Genomic DNA, 17233 nt, shown 5'->3' with positions numbered 1-17233 from the left:
AATTATGAGTGCTGAGTCTTGCGTGAAGAGGACACGGGGACACGAGGACATTTTAATTATCCGTGTTGCCGTATCTACCACTTTTGGCATCCTGTTGGTAAAGTCAGGAGTCTTAATACTCAGCACTAAGTTAGTTGGGATGTGGCATCCACATATGCGGTGATGAGTAATTATCAAAACTCATTACTCAGCACTGAATTTCGTGAATGGAGAGCCGACATGGAATTAATCAAGCGTATCCTGCGGGTGATTCGCGCTAATCTCAATAGTTTGATTGGTAGTGCAGAAGATCCAGAAAAGATTCTGGAGCAGGCTGTCTTGGAAATGCAGGAAAATCTGGTGCAGTTGCGGCAGGGTGTAGCACAAGCGATCGCTACCCAGAAACGCACTGAACGACAGGCAGGGGCTGCCAACTCTCAAACAGAAGAATGGTATCGCCGCGCCCAATTGGCGCTGCAACAAGGCAACGAACCTCTAGCACGCGAAGCTTTGACTAAGCGCCAAGCCTATAAAGAAACCACTACAGCCCTCTTTGCCCAAATAGAGCAGCAAAACGATATAGTAGCTAGGCTAAAAAAGGATATGCGATCGCTAGAGTTAAAAATTGCCGAGGCGAAAACAAAAAAAGATATGTATATTGCTCGCGCTCGTTCTGCCGAAGCGTCTTATCGCCTCCAGGAAATGCTTGGCACAGTTTCTGCCACCAGCAGTCTGAGTGCCTTTGAGCGCATGGAAGAAAAAGTTTTGCAGATAGAAGCTAAATCAGAAGCAATCGCTCAACTCAGTAGCGAGGACTTGGAAACACAATTTACTTCTTTGGAATCTAATAATAATGTGGATGCCGAATTGGCAGCGATGAAGGTGCAGGTTTTAAACCAGGCAGAAAACATACAGCCCAACAGTCTACTTAGTGAGGAAAGCCAGAACACAGCGCAGCCTCCCCAACAGCAGTTACCAAAAACTCAGGACTCTTGAAAAGGTGATTTCCCCCAGCTAAGAGCCCCCAGCTAAGAGCTCCCTGCCCCTTGCCTCTTAGTTGAAGTTCGGCTAATTACCCCAGTTTGGAGATATCTTAAAAATTAAGAGTTGTCAGAAGGTACTGATTCAAACCGGAAAGATTACATTGAAATAGGTAGCGATTAAAAAGTAAAAAAGCTAACTGTCCAAAAAAAAAGCGTAAACCACCAAGGAAAAACAAAGTTATGGGATTATTCGATCGCATTAAGCGAGTAGTTAGTTCTAACCTCAACGATTTGGTTAACAAAGCTGAAGACCCCGAAAAAATGCTAGAACAAGCCATCCTGGAAATGCAGGAAGACTTGGTTCAGCTGCGTCAGGGAGTAGCCCAGACGATCGCCGCCCAAAAACGCAGTGAGAAACAGTACAATGATGCCCAAAATGAAATCAATAAGTGGCAACGCAATGCCCAACTGGCGCTGCAAAAAGGTGATGAAAATCTAGCACGACAAGCTCTAGAGCGCAAGAAGACTTATACTGACACCAGTGCTGCCCTCAAAGCTAGTTTAGATACTCAAAGCACTCAAGTTGAAACCCTCAAGCGCAACTTAATCCAGCTGGAAAGCAAGATTTCTGAGGCTAAAACCAAGAAAGAAATGCTCAGAGCTAGAATCACCACTGCCAAAGCCCAAGAGCAACTCCAAGGCATGGTGCGTGGGATGAATACCAGCAGTGCAATGTCTGCCTTCGAGCGGATGGAAGAAAAAGTCTTGATGCAAGAAGCCCGAGCCCAAGCACAAGGAGAATTAGCAGGTGCAGATTTAGAAACCCAATTTGCCCAGTTGGAAGGTGGTAGTGATGTTGATGATGAATTGGCAGCTTTGAAAGCGCAGATATTACCACCCGCTACTCCACAAAGTCAACCCCAACTGCCACCGCAACAACAAACCACTGCTCCTAAGTCTAATGAGGTGGTTGATGCTGAGTTGGATTCTTTACGCAAGCAATTGGATCAACTATAAAATTGCCAAAAAAATTATTTGAGCCAGTCCCACGCCTGTTGGCTGTGGGATTTTACGTCATTAGTCAACCAATTTTGGATTTTGGACTTCGGATTGAAATAGACCACTGTCTTGTCTGCGAGACGTTTTGCGAACGTAGCGGGGCAAAGTCCAGGTACGAGGCTTGATAGCGCTGCGTAAAGCCTTCTCTTCTTCCAAGGGGAGACGCTGTTCGCGTTCGAGAGGCAAGTCTTGCGAGACGCTGTTCGCGTTCGCCAACGGCATGACGTCTGGTAGAGAAGTGTAAAGCCAACTCTACCAGAGGCTGCGCCAACGGCATGGCTTCTCTACCAGACGCTACGCGTGTAGCTTGCTTCCCCGTTCGCGTTAGCGTCTCCGTTGGCGCAGCCTCTCCGTCAGGAGAAGGAGAAAGGGTATGCTTAAAGCGAGTCCGTGTACTCCTTCTTGCAAAGAAGCAAGCTAGCAAGAACGTCACGAGCGTCGGATTTGAAATTGAGGATTTTGGATTTGTTCCGTCCACAAAAGCCTTGTGGGAAGAAGTCTGGGGCAGGGCATGAACCAAAAAATCTAAAATCTAAAATCTAAAATTCGTAGTTAAGAGTCCTAATAATTATGAATTATTGATTATGGACTATTGACAACTTTGGGATAAAGTATTATATGTGCCAACTTTGATCGCCACCTGATGGAGACTGCAATGAGTAAGGCTGTAATCACCATAACTGATGCTGAGTTTGAAACCGAAGTGTTAAAAGCCGAGCAGCCTGTATTAGTTTACTTTTGGGCTTCCTGGTGTGGGCCTTGTCAATTGATGTCGCCCCTGATTAACTCAGCTGCTACCAAATATAGCGATCGCCTCAAAGTCGTTAAAATGGAAATTGACCCCAACCCACTCACTGTTAAGCAGTACCAAGTGGAAGGTGTACCCGCCCTCAGATTATTTCAAGGCAACGAAGTTTTGATATCCACTGAGGGAGTCATCGGCAAAGATAAATTACTCGAACTCTTAGATACGCACTTAAATAGTAATTAGTCATTTGCTAATGACTAATTACTAAAGACAAACAGAGAAGTCTGAGCCGAGGCTTCCAACCATCAGAACTTCTCCTAAGGGAAACGCGCAAGAGACGGGTACAAAGGACAAATGACTAACATGCAATTTGCAAAGCGTTTACAACCTCTGCAATCTAATGTATTTGCTGATATGGACAGAGCCAAGGCAGTTGCTTTGGCAGCTGGACAACAAGTAATTGATTTGTCCTTGGGGTCTTCGGATTTACCAGCTGAGGCACATGTCATTGAGGCGATCGCCCAGTCTCTCCACGATCGCAGTACTCACGGCTATCTGTTGTTTAACGGTACCTTTGGGTTTCGTGAAGCCGCAGCCAACTGGTACGAACAAAAATTTGGCATCAAAGTTGATCCCCAAACTGAGGTACTACCTCTGATTGGTTCTCAAGAAGGCACAGCCCATTTACCCCTAGCATTGCTCAATCCGGGAGATTTTGCTCTGTTGCTTGATCCAGGTTACCCCTCCCATGCTGGAGGAGTTTATCTAGCCAGTGGTCAAATTTACCCGATGCCACTACGGGCAGAAAACGGTTTTTTACCAGTGTTTGCTGATATTCCTGCCCCAGTCTTGGCCCAGTCGCGGATGATGGTATTAAGTTATCCTCACAATCCCACAGCTGCGATCGCTCCAATATCATTCTTCCAAGAAGCTGTCGCCTTTTGTCAGCAATACAATCTCGCCCTGGTTCATGATTTCCCCTACGTAGATTTGGTATTTGAGGAAACTGGTGACTGGGCAGATTCTTCTCCCAATCCAAAATCCAAAATCCAAAATCCAAAATCCCTAGTCCCTTCAATTTTGCAAGCTGATCCAGACAAAAGCGTCTCGATTGAATTTTTCACCCTTTCCAAGTCCTACAATATGGGCGGCTTCCGCATTGGCTATGCCATCGGTAATGCCCAGTTAATTAACGCCTTACGCCAGATAAAAGCTGCGGTTGATTTTAATCAGTATCGGGGGATTTTGAATGGTGCGATCGCTGCCCTAACTGGCCCTCAAGTTGGGGTAAAATCTGCTATCGCTACTTTCCAGCAGCGCCGTGATGCTTTTATTACTGCTTTACACCGCATTGGCTGGAATGTTCCTACTCCCAAAGCCACAATGTACATCTGGGCAAAGTTGCCCTCAGCTTGGAGTCAAAACTCCATCGAATTTTGTACCCAGCTAGTCAAACAAACTGGTGTAGCCGCTTCCCCAGGTTCTGGCTTTGGCAAATCTGGAGAAGGGTATGTCCGTTTTGCCTTGGTGCATGAGCCACCTTTGTTAGAAACTGCTGTGGAAAGAATTGCCCACTTCCTTCATTGAATTTCTTCTCAAGTTGAACGCCAAGGATTTTTGGCAGCAAGGTCTACGGATGGAACATGCGGTATGGATGCACAAATGTGCATTTGTGTCAACTTAAAATGAAAGCCAGTCTAAAAGAAGCTTTTAGAGATTGTCTCGAAAAGAAGTCTCTGAGCAGGAATGCCTAATGGGGGATGCCGCCTGTTGACTTCGGCAGCAGCCCAATGAGGAGCATTTCCAGCCAGAGCCTGGAAACGAGGTATTAAAGGGGTTTGGGCTTAAGTTGACACCTATGACAACTGTGCATTCCTACTAATCACCGTATTATACCGAATTTAAAAATAGTATTATGTGATTTTTATACCTATAGATTTTAATAAAAATATGTAATTAAACGTATAAAAATATCGAAACATTAGTCATCTTTTTATTGATAATCAGCAGGAACTTTACCCAATTAGGTCTGCCCGTTTCTTAAACTGGGTTTGTACGCTCAGCTACCAAAGATGGCTGGCTAACAATATAGATCGTGCTTTCGAGCAGCCGTATTGTCAAAAAGCCTGTAGTCAAGACAGCCCAAGCCTAAAAACGGCAGTAGTTTAAAACTTAACTTTCAAACTGACAGAGACTTGAAAAAAATGAAGATAACTTTTCAGAAATTTGTAATTGGTGCCTCAATGGCTATTGGTGTGAGCGCTCTTGCTACTGCTCCAGCACACGCTACATCTTTTAGTTTCAATAATACAGGAGAAATTAACACTTACACTGGTGGCTCAAATGGTACCTTCATTAAAGGGAATGCACAAGGTGGTACTAACGCTGCCATCAAAGCTTTGACAGATAACAACTCCAGCTCTAACGTTGAGCTTTGGTATAGTACCGAAAACCCCACTTCTAACGTTGGTTTTACCGCCACAGAAGGAAACTACAGTGCTACCGTTAGCAGTGTTACTGCTAATGACTGGAATAGTTTTGGTTCGCAATGGCTGGGTGATTTGTTAAGTACTTATCAGCCATTCAAGTCAGTGTGGAGTGGTTTTTCAGCCAGTACACAATCATTAGTAGCGGGTTATTTTCCTTCATTGGGGATGGGAGACCCTAACATTGGTAGCTTCCAGTTCGGTCAAAATGGCGGTGTGGAACTGAGTTTGGTTGGTCACTTAGATGTAAAGACCAAACTCTCAGATACACTTTCTACTAAGCTTAACGAAGCGTGGACTGGAGGAGTAAATTCACTATTTACAGTAAAAACAAGCCTACCAAGCGCTTTAGAAGTTCAAACTAAGATTTCAACACTTCAACTAACGCTGAACTCGCCTCTAACCCCTGCTTCTAAGAAGGCAACGCTGGCAACTCAAATAGCTCAACTGTCATCATTCAAAGACCTCCTCAACTTCCAAGCTGCATTAAACACCTACCAAGGTGAAATCGGAGCTAGTGAAATTGCCAAGGTAGTTACTGATGGTAAAACTTCCTACGCTTACAGCTTTAACCCCACTGCATCTGGAATTACAGCCTCTGATGACGGCATATCCTACAGTGCGTATTACACTTGGCACACACCTGGATACATCACTCCTCCAAAGCATGTGCCAGAACCATCAATAATATTAGGTCTGCTTGGTGTTGCTAGTGTGTTTGCTACGCAACGCAAATTAAAAACAGCACCTATTTAAGATTGCAATTCAAAACTACAAAGAAGTCAGGGAGCCGTTAGCTCCCTTTTTTTATAAATACTTCCTTCAAACTATAAGATGATTTAATCTTCTAGGTTATACTATTTATAAAAATATTTGCAACAAATGAATCGGTTGTAAGGGTCTACATCTGTATGCCCCTAGCAACGTATTTATAACAGGATTTCGTGGAATGGTATTACTTATCCTCACCTCCAGATGAAACCTGTTTTAGTAAAGGCAATTACCTTACAGTTAATTCCAGTATTACTTAAGTAGTTTTACTCGGAAAACTAAGACAATTCAATTTTTAAAGGTAGCAGTTTTTTTAATACTATTAAATATAAAAATTTCGTAAAAATAACATTTTCTTTTAATTAAAAATATCATAAATTATAATATTAATTAAGTCTCGTAGTCCAGTAAAGTTAATTTATTAATATCTTTGATTAGATAAGTCAAGTTTCTATTCATTTCACCATTTAAATGCACTACCGTTTTAGTTTACGGTAATAAGTGTTGGCTTTTACTTAAGATAATCAGATAACAGGTAGCAATGACAGCACAATTACTCAATATAGATCAGCCATTGCGGTCACACAAGGTTAGACGAATTTTGCTAGTTGAAGACCATTATCTCAATAGGATATTATTGAGTGACTATCTAACTTACTGTGGGTACGATGTCGAAAGCTTATCAGAAGGTTCTGCTTTTTTCTCAACTATAGAGAAATTCGAGCCAGATTTAATGTTATTAGACTTGAAATTGCCAGATATTGACGGTTATTCGCTCTTAAAACAAGTCCAGCAAAAACCTGATTTGTCAAAAATACCGATCATTGTGGTTTCAGCCTTTGCTTTTAAAGCAGATCAAGAACGAGCTCTAAGTTTGGGCGCACGTCACTATTTTGTCAAACCTTTGAAACTCAAGGATCTCATCCTCACAATTGAAGAAGATTTTACTTTTTGTCACAGATAAACTTTTCTGCTAGGCGTGCATTTATTCTGCTTTTTGGTTAGCAATGAACTCTTCCACGCGCTCACTAATATTTTGTACAGAACTGCCAATTTGTGAAATTTTATGTTGGACTTGTGCTAACAACAAAACTGCTGTTTGCAGTTCATTGAGAGTTTCAGCCATAGCCTCACGGTACTGAACTTCAAAGTCTTGTGAATTCATAATTTAGCTCTTGTCTAAAATCATTATAGTAGCTATATTCTCAATCATAATCGTAAATTTAAATTACTAAATCCGTTAATTCGCTTAATCTTATAAAATTAATAAAAAGCCAAAATTTTGTTGATTAATCAATTATATATCTGACATTTATACAAGCAATATATAAATAGATTGTTTAGGATAAAAAAATCAAATATAAACTTATCAACATCAAGTAATAAAATATTTTTAGGTGAAATATAAAGTTTAGAAAAATAAAGTATTATCGGTTTAAAAATCTTAATTATAGTATTCAAAAAGCAAAGTTTTTATTCTGATAGTAACAGCCGATGACTAAGAGGTTGTTTGAAAAGTCTAATTTATTGCTAGCCCTGGCGACTAGAAGTCGCGGCTACACGAGACTTTACCCACCTTCCCTACAGAACGCGCAAGGGACATGGGTTAAAGCCCTTAATTTTCCATTAGTCCGCATAGGCGGACTTCCCTACGGGACGCTATGCGTAGCTTGCTTCTCCGTTCGCGCAGCGTCTGTCTGCGACACGCTGCGCGAACGTAGAGAAGGAGTACATTTGTATAGTAGCGAATTCTATTTGTCCAATACTTTTCAAACATCCTCTAAGGTCGCGCCTAGACAAACTCTCGTCTGCTCCAAAGTACTGATGCTTGCAGCAAGTTTTCTAGCAAGCGTCTAAATCGCAAACCGACTCTCAGACTTTTCTCTGTGCGGACTAAAAGCCTACCTGACTTGAAAGTGCTGAGTACTGAGTGCTGAGTGCTGAGTGCTGAGTGCTGAGTGCTGTTAGCGGTAGCGGGGCGTTTAGCCCATGTTGAGTTAGGAGTTATTATTCTTTGCCTGTGATTCCTAGTTCCAGTTCCTCTTTCATGTGTTCTGGTGTAGGCAGTTAATGAAAGCTACTTTACATTTACTTGATAAATACTCTGTTAAATCGGCACGAAAAAATAATTTTTCTTAAAATAGAGAAAGATTAGCTAAATTTGGTTGTGACAATATCTACTCAAATATTACCACTGCTTAAAGAACCAGAACGACTGGAAAACCGTCTAGCCGAAATTCCACCGGAACCGGGGGTTTATTTCATGCGGGACAGGAGCGATCGCATTATATATATAGGTAAATCACGTAAGTTGCGATCGCGTGTCCGTTCCTATTTCCGGGATGGCTATAACAAGAGTGAACGCATCGCCACGATGGTCAAGTTGGTGACAGAAATTGAATTCATCGTCACTGATACTGAAGCCGAAGCGCTAGCTCTAGAAGCCAATTTGATCAAGCAGCACCAGCCATACTTCAACGTGCTGCTCAAAGATGATAAAAAATATCCCTATCTCTGCATTACTTGGTCAGAAGATTATCCTCGAATTTTTATCACCCGTAAACGCCAATTTGGCAAAGAAAAGGATAAATTTTATGGGCCTTATACGGATGCTGGTTTATTGCGAGAAATTGTCCGCCTGTGCAAGCGCATCTTCCCACAGCGACAACGACCTCAACCACTTTTCAAAGACCGTCCTTGCTTAAATTATGATTTAGGGCGTTGTCCGGGTGTATGTCAACAGATGATGCCACCAGAAGAATATCGCAAAATTGTCCAAAAGGTGGCGATGGTCTTTCAAGGTCGAACTCAGGAACTGATTGATATTTTGACCCAACAGATGAACGCAGCCGCTGAAAACTTGAATTTTGAGTCAGCGGCGCGGATTCGCGATCAAATTTCTGGGTTAAAGTCGCTGACAGCCGACCAAAAAGTTTCTTTACCAGATGATACAGTTTCGCGGGATGCGATCGCACTGGCAGCCGACGAACAGCACGCCTGCATTCAATTATTCCAGATTCGGGCTGGGCAATTGGTAGGACGTTTGGCTTTTGTGGCAGATGCTCACGCAGAACCGGGCGCTATTTTACAAAGAGCTTTAGAAGAACATTACCAAACTGCTGACTCAGTGGAAATACCTATAGAGATTTTGGTGCAGCATGAGTTACCAGATAGCGAGATATTGGCGGATGTCTTAACTCAACGCAAGGGGAAAAAAGTGACGATTTTGACTCCTTTGCGGCAAACTAAGGCAGAATTAATTGAGATGGTAGAGCGAAATGCCCAGTATGAATTGCAAAGAATGCAGAAATTTGGCGATCGCAATCACCAAGCAATGCAAGATTTAGCAGCCATTCTTGATTTACCAGATGTACCCCACCGGATCGAAGGTTATGACATTTCCCATATTCAAGGGTCAAATGCTGTAGCTTCGCAAGTTGTGTTTATCGACGGATTACCTGCCAAACAGCACTATCGCCACTACAAAATTAAAAATCCCACGGTGACAGCAGGACATTCAGATGATTTTGCCAGTCTTGCTGAAGTTATTCAACGGCGGTTCCGTAAGTATGGCGACGATCCACAGTTGTCACGTTTGGGTAATCCCGACTGGCCTGATTTAATCATGATCGATGGTGGTAAAGGTCAGTTATCATCGGTTGTCGCCGTCTTGCAAGAGATGAATTTATTAGAAGACTTGCGAGTTGTGAGTTTAGCAAAGCAGCGAGAAGAGATTTTTTTACCGGGAGAATCTAAACCCTTGATAACTGATGCAGAACAACCGGGGGTACAGTTATTGCGGCGGTTGCGGGATGAAGCGCATCGATTTGCAGTGAGTTTCCATCGTCAGCAACGCAGTGATAAATTGAAGCGATCGCGTTTAGATGAAATTCCTGGCTTAGGACATCATCGACAAAAGCAGCTACTAGGACATTTTCGCTCAGTCGATTATATTCGGCAAGCAACAACTACACAACTAGCTGAAGTAGCAGGAATTGGGCCGCGTTTGGCTCAAGAAATTTACGATTATTTTCATCCATCTTGATATGGGTCAAGCAATTTTGGATTTTGGATTGACTCCAGTAATCAAGTCATTGGCTCTATGATTATCCTTGAAATAGCAATTGCTAACCCGTTGCTAAAAATCTTCTTGCACAATCAAGTCAAGACCTGATCGACAATTTCATCCCTTGGTAGGTTGCACTTATAACTTCCTTTAGCAGTAGTGCAGAAATTATACCCCAAGAGAATTTCCAGCGGCTCTTGAAGTTCTGAGCCGAGCGAAAAAAGCTGTCGCTTTAGAAGTTCGCTACTTTGGATTAAATTCTGGTAAAAGAATTTAATCTTATAAATCTTGTTGGCAAATATTAACCAAATCTTAAAACAATGATTTTGTAACTAAAGATACAGTATTTTCTAAGTTTTTATTTTTGAATACAAGAACCGCTTTTTTTGTATTTGTCTGAAATGACTATAAATAAGGTTCTCTCAAGGCATTAATTATAGGGATCAGTAAATCTCTAAGCAGCATTTAATTAAAAAATAATTTATGTATCTAAAGTAGGAGGGTAAGATCACCTAGATTAGAGGATAATAGATCAAGATATCGAAAAGTTTTCTAACCGGAAATTTTGTTTAAAATAATCAACCAATATTACAGCAGTTTGTTGAGTTGGCTCGAACCATAATTTTTGTAGGTTTAACTTCTAGCTTTACCAAATAAAAAATAATTACAACCAGGGGTTTTAAAATGCAGAAAGTACAAAAGATTTACTGCCCAAATTGTGGCAGTCACGCGGAGCGCTATTATATTTCTGATAGTCAATTAACTCGGACACAATGCCCAAGTTGTGACTATTTAATGATTAGTTGCACTCGCACTGGCAAAGTCATTGAGGCTTATGCTCCTGGCATTTACGCACACCGCTAGATCATAAAAATTAAAAATTGGAGAATGTTATCTTTAATTTTTAATAATAAGGTTATTTATCAGAAATTTTGAAGACTTTACAGATTGTTCTTCTGTTGTCTGAATTGTTGCTGTAGTCTCTGTTGTTGTAATCTGAATCCTTGCTGTTCTCTAATTTGTTGATTTTGTCTGAGTTGTTGCTGTTGTATTCTCAGTTGTTGCTGTTGTGTAAATTCTTGCTGTTGTAGTCTTGTTTCTTCATGTTGTAGTCTTAATTGTTGCTGGCGGATCAGTTGTTGCTGTTGTCTTGTAAAGTCTTGCTGTTGTACTATCTGTTGTTGTTGCTGTAGTCGTGGATCTTGAAGGTTTTGCCGTAGCCATGTTTCCTTAAATTGCTGTTGTGTTTGCTGATTTTGCTGCTCTTGTTGTTGTCTCATTCTTTCTTGAAAGGACTCGGTTTGTTGAGGATTCGTCTGAATTATTTGTGCAGATGCAGGAGAATTCATCGATAAAGCTTTTGCAAGCACAATCAATAGTAGCCATGCTTTAACCGTTAATAAGCGATTCAACATACAGTTATTTCCTCAATTGTTATAGGTTGGGTTGAGCGATCGCTAAACCCTTAAAATGGCAAAATAATTCATAATTACCCTATACATAAATGCAGGGGCTTGAAATAGCTAACTAAAGCTAATGTTTTATTCACCGTTATGGGCTTGCGCGATTCCTTCGGCGTCTCCAGTCCATAACGTTCTCTAAATATCAGTGCATTGAGAATAGCTTCCTAAATCAAGGTTATATCCAGTGCATTATCTTGATTTTGCATAAAAATATCCTTTTTTAGATATTCATCTTAATTAAATTATACATTTAAATTTTTGACATGGTTTGCCGGATTTCCGTAATCCACTTACCTACGGCAAGTAAGTTAAAAAAAGGATTTCAGGCGGTTTTACACCATAGATAAATAGAGATAATTTCTCAGGTTCAGGACTAGTACCGCAAGGCGGAAGTCAAAAGTCAAAAGTCAAAAGTCAAAAGAAATACAGCGTAAACGTTTCGTTGATTTGAAATGGGTTGTTTATTTCTGCCGCGCTGTACTAGTCCTAATTCATTCATTAGGACTTACACAAAAATTGCCAAAAAGCTTAATTTATCGAACCGCCAAGATGCTAAGAGCGCCGAGAATTCGTAGAGTGTGCCTAAGTCCTAATTCATAAAATTGACTGCAAGAGGTTTAATTCTTACTTGCTCTGAGTTGTCCACAAGCAGCATCAGCTTCTAAACCACGGGAATAACGGACGGTAACAGCAATATTTTGCTGCTTAAGGACGTTGACAAATGCTTGAATACGATCGCGGTTGGGGCGTTTGTAGTCTACTTCTTGAATAGGGTTATAGGGAATCAAATTTACATGACTTTGAAATCCTCGCATACATTTCGCCAGTTGTAATGCATGTTCTGGTAAATCGTTGACACCAGCAAGGAGAACATATTCAAAGGTAACGCGGCGTCCAGTGATTTCTACATATTCTCGACATTCAGCCAGCAAATCTTCTAGAGGATAGGCGCGGGCGCTGGGGATGAGTTTTTCTCGCAGTGCTTGGTTAGGTGCGTGGAGACTCACAGCCAGAGTAATTTGCAAATTGTTTTGCGCGAACTGACGGATGCGATCGCGAATACCAACAGTAGAAACTGTAAGCGATCGCTGTCCGATACCAACATCTTGATTCAGGGATTTCAGGGCTGCTAAGACATTTTCAGTATTCAACAACGGTTCACCTAATCCCATAAACACGACATTGCTAACCCGTTGCTGAAAATCTTCTTGCACAGTCAACACCTGATCGATAATTTCGTGGCGTGCTAGGTTACGCTTGTAGCCTCCCTTACCAGTAGCGCAAAAATCACACGCCATTGGGCAACCCACCTGAGTAGAGACGCAAACTGTCAGACGGGCTTTTGGACCTTCTCCCCTTTCTGCGAAGGTGGGGATGCCAACAGTTTCAATAATTTGATCGTCTGCTAATCGCAAAAGATATTTGACTGTGCCATCGGGTGCTACAGAGCGGTAATGTAAAATTGAGCGCCCAATCGGGATTTCTGCGACTTCTTTGCGCCATTGCTTGGAGAAGACAGAAATATCAGATAGCGATCGCACCCCTTTGTCATAGATCCATTCATGGAGTTGCTTTCCTCTGTAAGCAGGTTGTCCCTGCTGCTGCACCCAAGTGCTTAACTCTGCCAGAGAAGCACCTAGAAGGGGAGGGATTAATTCTGATTTTTCTGGGTTGTGTAAGTCAACCTGAGATACAAGAGGCGTAGCAGACATAAAAAAATCACGAATTGATGTAGGATCTCTATCCTACACCTGCCAGATCAAGTTAATCTTGATCAAAGAAGACGGGGAATTAACCAAAGGTTGTGCCGTTCCAGCCCCACATTGCCCCCTTGGCGTCTGCAAACTCGATGTAAATGCGATTTTTAGGCACATTTAGAGTTTGGTTAATCTGCTGGCAAAAGTCTTGACTCATTGCTGCGGTTTGGTCTGGCTTCATCGTGCCAACACTCTTAATTTCAATGTAGCAAACCGGGTCTGTATTCCCTGCAAAGGTCATGGGGATTCCCGGTTCAAAAGCAGTCATTACATAGGATTCTGGTTTTCCCAAATGTTTCGCTAACTTGGCTGATAGGTTTAAAAGCATTGATTCAATTTCAGCTTTTTGAGGAGCAGATGCAGAAGTTTGCACTTTAATTAATGGCATAGTACCGAATTGGGATTTGGGATTTTATTCACATTGTTAAGTTTATCGAAACGCAGAAGTACAGAGTATAAAGATTAGGGAGATGGGGAGTGGGAAAGCAGAGGGAGCAGGGGAGGAGAGGGGAAGTGGGGGACAAGGGGGACAAGGGGGAATTATTGAATAAGTATCTCCCTTGTCTCCCCCCTCTCCCTTGTCTCTTCTCCATGCCCAATGCCCTAGCATTTAGTGATGAGACGAGCGAAATAGATGACTATGTTCGGGATGGTATAAACGCGATCGCCCTGTTGCTGTCGAGAGGGCTGGGCTGATTATATAAAGTGTAGTGCGAATTAGTTTTTCTTGATCAGTACATTCTGCCATTTCATTAAGAGGGACAACCCTGATTTTTTCATCGGGCCAGCCGATGCGAAAGCAAATTGCAATCGGGGTTTCGGCTGGGTAATGTTCGAGTAGTTTAGCTTGAGCATTTTCGACGTGACGCGCACTGAGATATAAGCAGAGGCTAGCCTGATGTGCCGCCAGAGAGGCTAATTCTTCGGTGGCGGGGACTTCAGTACGTCCACTGATGCGGGTCAAAATGATGGTTTGGACTAAACCAGGGACAGTCAGTTCTACTTTGAGTTTGGCAGCAGCGGCTTGAAAGGCGCTGATACCTGGTATAACTTCAAAAGGAATATCTGCCTCTCTTAGGAGGTGCATTTGCTCGTGGATGGCGCTGTAGAGACTAGGATCGCCAGAATGGAGACGGACTAGAGATTTGCGCTGCGATCGCACCCGATCGATCATAATCGGCAAAATCTCTTCTAAAGTCTGATTCGCAGTCCTAATTATCTCCGCATCTTTTCGGCAAAGTTCTAAAATCTCTTCAGGTACTAAAGAATCAGCAAATAAAATCACATCAGCAACAGCTAGCAGTCTTTGCGCCTTCACCGTTAATAAATCCGGATCTCCAGGGCCTGCTCCGACAATGTACACAGATGGTTCTATGGCATATAGTGTTTTTTTATAGCTCAGGTTTTCTGTATATTCACTTTTAAAAGAACACACGGCAATCCCTCAAAAAACTTTTTTGTTATTTTCTCAGTATCTTTCCGGATTCACCCTCTTTGCCTAGTAGAGAGTAATGGTAGATGCACCCTGGTTAAGCCCTAGAGAATACTCTGGGGCATTTTTTATTTTTTAGGCATTGAGTATTAGGCATTAGTTATTCTTTCTCCCCTGCTTCCTCATCTTCCACTCTCCCCATTTCCCTTAGAAATAGGAACTACATCGGGTAAAGGGCGTTTGAGTAAGTAAAGCCAAGCTAATCCAACTAATCCCAATAAAATTCCTAGACTACTGACAACTTGTGCCATTTTTAACGGCCCCAGCATTAAGCTATCAGTGCGAAAACCTTCGATCCACAAGCGTCCTAAGCTATAGGCTGGCCAGTAAACTAGAAACAGCGTGCCTACTTTCAGGCGTGGCTTACCGGATAAAGACCGGAAAAATAAGGTTATTAATAGCGCAAACACCATTAAATCCCACAGAGATTCGTACAGGAAGGTGGGATGAAAGTAATCGAAACTAGCATACTCTAGAGGACGATGGTCTGGTGGAATATACAGCTTCCAAGGTAAATCAGTAGGATCGCCAAAAGCCTCAGAATTAAAGAAATTGCCCCAACGTCCGATCGCCTGCCCTAAAATCAGCGAAGGCGCTACTAAATCTGCCAGTTGCCAGAAAGAAACCTGCTTGATTTTGGCAAAGATTAACGCAGCCAAAACGCCACCAAGAATCGCTCCGTGAATGGCAATACCTCCTTCCCAGATCGCAAAGATTTTTCCTGGAGTTGGGGCATATTTTGACCACTCAAAGAAAACGTAATATAGCCGTGCGCCAGGAATTGCCCCAATCAACAACCAAAAAAACAAATCGCCTAGCAGCTCCGGATTAATATTACGGCGCTTTGCCAAATCCTGGGAAAGGATGACGCCAATTAACACTGCTGTGGCAATCAATAAGCCATACCAGCGGATAGCTAATGGCCCTAATTTCACCAGAATCGGTCCTGGAGAAGTAAATTGAAACGCCAAGGGCAAGATGGAAAAATCCAGTGCCATGAAAAATTACCTAGAATTCGTTAACTACCCCCGCACTTTGTTAAGTACGGAGTTTATTATGTCTGGAATACTGGAACTACACTTGAATCTCCACAACATTGTAGGGACGTAAGTAAAAATCCAGTATCCATATTTAGGAGTCTAATTCCTAACGCCTAGTTGAGCATAACTTATGCCACTAAAACAATTGAGTTTAATATCCTTACTCAGAGCGCAAGATGGTAAATTTGAATAAGTTACACAAAACGGTTTCGATATAATCACCTAAATAACTTTGATATATCTAAAATTGTGATTGCAATTTATCCTGGTAGCTTCGACCCCATCACCTTGGGACACCTTGACCTCATTGGGCGCGGTAGTCGGCTGTTTGAGCGGGTGATCGTTGCTGTACTGCGGAACCCCAATAAAATGCCACTTTTTAGTGTGGAGCAACGGTTAGATCAGATCCGTCATTCTACACAACATCTACCTAATGTAGAAGTAGACAGCTTTGATGGTCTTACAGTCAACTATGCCCAAATGCGACAAGCACAAGTTTTGTTGCGGGGTTTACGGGCTGTGTCAGATTTTGAAGTGGAACTGCAAATGGCTCACACCAATAAAACTCTTTCTACCCAAATAGAAACAGTTTTTCTCGCAACCTCAAATGAGTATAGTTTTTTAAGTAGTAGTGTGGTAAAAGAGATTGCAAGGTTTGGTGGCTCTATCGATCATCTCGTTCCCCCACACATTGCCCTAGATATATACCAATGCTACAATCACAACTCTCCAATGTTGACCCCAATCTCAACGGAAGCAATCCCCCCCCTCAAGAGTATCTCGGTGGAGAGGGAAGCGTAGATATTCAGCAGGAACTCAACCGCCTAGAGGAAATGGTTCTCTCTAGTCTCAGGATTCCGCTGACGGGACGCACACTCATAGATGAAGAAAAGCTGCTGGATCAGCTTGATTACATCCGGCTTGCTTTACCATCACTTTTTCAAGAAGCAGCAGTGATTCTGGAACAAAAGGAAGCAATTCTGCTGGAAGCGGAAGAGTATGGGCAGCAAATTGTTGAGGCTGCGCAAGCAAAAAGAGCGCAAATTTTAGCAGAAAGCGATATTATTCAACAGGCAGAACAAGAAGCTGAACAACTGCGGCAACAAGTGCAACAAGAGTGTGAGGCGATAATGAAAGAAACCCTCGCCGAGATTGACCGCAAGCGGTATGCTTGTCAGCAAGAGTTAGAGCAAATACGACAAACTGCGATCGCTCAGGCTCAAGAAATTGAAGATGGTGCTGATGCATATGCCGATGGCGTCCTGGAAAATATTGAGCAGGATCTCAAGCAGATGTTACGAGTTATCACCAACGGACGGCAACAATTGCAAATTGATAACCTCACCCAGCGTAATTCACCTCCTGGCAAGAAAAAATAAACTGTAGTCC

The 17233-nt window shown here is 42.3% G+C and carries 18 protein-coding genes; 11 read left to right on the top strand and 7 right to left on the bottom strand.

The window, feature by feature from the left end:
• Positions 1-4: 4 nt before the first annotated feature.
• The 3 genes from V7K48_RS05205 (at position 5) to V7K48_RS05195 (ending at position 1979) form a co-directional block, all read left to right on the top strand.
• Positions 5-163, top strand: a complete 159-nt coding sequence (locus V7K48_RS05205; RefSeq protein ID WP_335070202.1) for a hypothetical protein — start codon at positions 5-7, stop codon at positions 161-163.
• A gap of 56 nt (positions 164-219) precedes the next feature.
• Positions 220-975, top strand: a complete 756-nt coding sequence (locus V7K48_RS05200) for a PspA/IM30 family protein (protein ID WP_335070271.1) — start codon at positions 220-222, stop codon at positions 973-975.
• A 227-nt stretch (positions 976-1202) separates the two neighbouring features.
• Positions 1203-1979, top strand: coding sequence for a PspA/IM30 family protein (locus tag V7K48_RS05195; protein WP_335070200.1), 777 nt, complete (start codon positions 1203-1205; stop codon positions 1977-1979).
• 60 nt (positions 1980-2039) lie between these two features.
• Here V7K48_RS05195 and V7K48_RS05190 read toward each other — a convergent pair whose 3' ends face one another.
• On the bottom strand, positions 2040-2243 hold the full coding sequence (locus tag V7K48_RS05190; RefSeq protein ID WP_335070198.1) for a hypothetical protein: 204 nt from the start codon (positions 2241-2243) through the stop codon (positions 2040-2042).
• A gap of 433 nt (positions 2244-2676) precedes the next feature.
• Here V7K48_RS05190 and V7K48_RS05185 point away from each other — a divergent pair, with 433 nt between their 5' ends.
• The 4 genes from V7K48_RS05185 (at position 2677) to V7K48_RS05170 (ending at position 6990) form a co-directional block, all read left to right on the top strand.
• A complete protein-coding gene (locus tag V7K48_RS05185) occupies positions 2677-3012 on the top strand; it encodes a thioredoxin family protein (protein ID WP_335070196.1) in 336 nt (111 codons plus the stop codon).
• Positions 3013-3123: 111 nt separating this feature from the next.
• Complete coding sequence (locus tag V7K48_RS05180; protein ID WP_335070194.1) at positions 3124-4356, top strand: LL-diaminopimelate aminotransferase; 1233 nt, start codon at positions 3124-3126, stop codon at positions 4354-4356.
• Between the two features lie 617 nt (positions 4357-4973).
• Complete coding sequence (locus V7K48_RS05175; protein ID WP_335070192.1) at positions 4974-6011, top strand: NF038130 family PEP-CTERM protein; 1038 nt, start codon at positions 4974-4976, stop codon at positions 6009-6011.
• Between the two features lie 556 nt (positions 6012-6567).
• A complete protein-coding gene (locus tag V7K48_RS05170; protein ID WP_335070190.1) occupies positions 6568-6990 on the top strand; it encodes a response regulator in 423 nt (140 codons plus the stop codon).
• 21 nt (positions 6991-7011) lie between these two features.
• On the opposite strand, the gene V7K48_RS05165 is transcribed toward V7K48_RS05170, so the two are convergent.
• Complete coding sequence (locus V7K48_RS05165; RefSeq protein ID WP_335070188.1) at positions 7012-7191, bottom strand: hypothetical protein; 180 nt, start codon at positions 7189-7191, stop codon at positions 7012-7014.
• Positions 7192-8193: 1002 nt separating this feature from the next.
• Between V7K48_RS05165 and uvrC the strand changes: the two genes are divergently transcribed.
• Complete coding sequence (uvrC, locus tag V7K48_RS05160; protein ID WP_335070186.1) at positions 8194-10071, top strand: excinuclease ABC subunit UvrC; 1878 nt, start codon at positions 8194-8196, stop codon at positions 10069-10071.
• A gap of 705 nt (positions 10072-10776) precedes the next feature.
• Positions 10777-10956, top strand: coding sequence for a replication restart DNA helicase PriA (locus V7K48_RS05155; RefSeq protein ID WP_335070184.1), 180 nt, complete (start codon positions 10777-10779; stop codon positions 10954-10956).
• A gap of 77 nt (positions 10957-11033) precedes the next feature.
• Here the strand turns inward: V7K48_RS05155 and V7K48_RS05150 are convergent, their stop codons facing one another.
• The 5 genes from V7K48_RS05150 to lgt form a co-directional block, all read right to left on the bottom strand.
• Positions 11034-11507 (bottom strand): hypothetical protein, encoded by a 474-nt coding sequence (locus V7K48_RS05150; RefSeq protein ID WP_335070182.1) that lies wholly within the window; start codon positions 11505-11507, stop codon positions 11034-11036.
• A 665-nt stretch (positions 11508-12172) separates the two neighbouring features.
• The gene (gene rlmN, locus V7K48_RS05145) at positions 12173-13267 is read right to left on the bottom strand and encodes a 23S rRNA (adenine(2503)-C(2))-methyltransferase RlmN (RefSeq protein ID WP_335070180.1); all 1095 of its coding nucleotides are present in this window, start codon (positions 13265-13267) and stop codon (positions 12173-12175) included.
• 79 nt (positions 13268-13346) lie between these two features.
• Entirely contained in the window at positions 13347-13700 is a 354-nt protein-coding gene (locus V7K48_RS05140; protein ID WP_298905176.1) for a phenylpyruvate tautomerase MIF-related protein, read from the bottom strand.
• A gap of 222 nt (positions 13701-13922) precedes the next feature.
• Positions 13923-14714, bottom strand: coding sequence for a precorrin-4 C(11)-methyltransferase (cobM, locus tag V7K48_RS05135; protein ID WP_335070269.1), 792 nt, complete (start codon positions 14712-14714; stop codon positions 13923-13925).
• Positions 14715-14926: 212 nt separating this feature from the next.
• Entirely contained in the window at positions 14927-15802 is an 876-nt protein-coding gene (lgt, locus tag V7K48_RS05130) for a prolipoprotein diacylglyceryl transferase (RefSeq protein WP_335070178.1), read from the bottom strand.
• Positions 15803-16093: 291 nt separating this feature from the next.
• Between lgt and coaD the strand changes: the two genes are divergently transcribed.
• Positions 16094-16645 (top strand): pantetheine-phosphate adenylyltransferase, encoded by a 552-nt coding sequence (gene coaD, locus V7K48_RS05125; RefSeq protein ID WP_335070176.1) that lies wholly within the window; start codon positions 16094-16096, stop codon positions 16643-16645.
• On the top strand, positions 16555-17223 hold the full coding sequence (locus V7K48_RS05120; RefSeq protein WP_335070174.1) for a DivIVA domain-containing protein: 669 nt from the start codon (positions 16555-16557) through the stop codon (positions 17221-17223). The genes coaD and V7K48_RS05120 overlap by 91 nt, the downstream gene beginning before the upstream one ends.
• The last annotated feature ends 10 nt before the right edge of the window (positions 17224-17233 follow it).

The organism is Nostoc sp. (assembly GCF_036919615.1).
GTDB lineage: Bacteria > Cyanobacteriota > Cyanobacteriia > Cyanobacteriales > Nostocaceae > Nostoc.
Note: the sequence above shows the minus strand (reverse complement) of the source record. Positions and strands in the feature narration are given on the sequence as shown.

Coding starts and splice junctions, on each gene's coding strand:
- V7K48_RS05205 (WP_335070202.1), top strand. CDS start 5: ATGAGTGCTGAGTCTTGCGTGAAGAGGACACGGGGACACGAGGACATT.
- V7K48_RS05200 (WP_335070271.1), top strand. CDS start 220: ATGGAATTAATCAAGCGTATCCTGCGGGTGATTCGCGCTAATCTCAAT.
- V7K48_RS05195 (WP_335070200.1), top strand. CDS start 1,203: ATGGGATTATTCGATCGCATTAAGCGAGTAGTTAGTTCTAACCTCAAC.
- V7K48_RS05190 (WP_335070198.1), bottom strand. CDS start 2,243: ATGCCGTTGGCGAACGCGAACAGCGTCTCGCAAGACTTGCCTCTCGAA.
- V7K48_RS05185 (WP_335070196.1), top strand. CDS start 2,677: ATGAGTAAGGCTGTAATCACCATAACTGATGCTGAGTTTGAAACCGAA.
- V7K48_RS05180 (WP_335070194.1), top strand. CDS start 3,124: ATGACTAACATGCAATTTGCAAAGCGTTTACAACCTCTGCAATCTAAT.
- V7K48_RS05175 (WP_335070192.1), top strand. CDS start 4,974: ATGAAGATAACTTTTCAGAAATTTGTAATTGGTGCCTCAATGGCTATT.
- V7K48_RS05170 (WP_335070190.1), top strand. CDS start 6,568: ATGACAGCACAATTACTCAATATAGATCAGCCATTGCGGTCACACAAG.
- V7K48_RS05165 (WP_335070188.1), bottom strand. CDS start 7,191: ATGAATTCACAAGACTTTGAAGTTCAGTACCGTGAGGCTATGGCTGAA.
- V7K48_RS05155 (WP_335070184.1), top strand. CDS start 10,777: ATGCAGAAAGTACAAAAGATTTACTGCCCAAATTGTGGCAGTCACGCG.
- V7K48_RS05150 (WP_335070182.1), bottom strand. CDS start 11,507: ATGTTGAATCGCTTATTAACGGTTAAAGCATGGCTACTATTGATTGTG.
- rlmN (WP_335070180.1), bottom strand. CDS start 13,267: ATGTCTGCTACGCCTCTTGTATCTCAGGTTGACTTACACAACCCAGAA.
- V7K48_RS05140 (WP_298905176.1), bottom strand. CDS start 13,700: ATGCCATTAATTAAAGTGCAAACTTCTGCATCTGCTCCTCAAAAAGCT.
- lgt (WP_335070178.1), bottom strand. CDS start 15,802: ATGGCACTGGATTTTTCCATCTTGCCCTTGGCGTTTCAATTTACTTCT.
- V7K48_RS05120 (WP_335070174.1), top strand. CDS start 16,555: ATGCTACAATCACAACTCTCCAATGTTGACCCCAATCTCAACGGAAGC.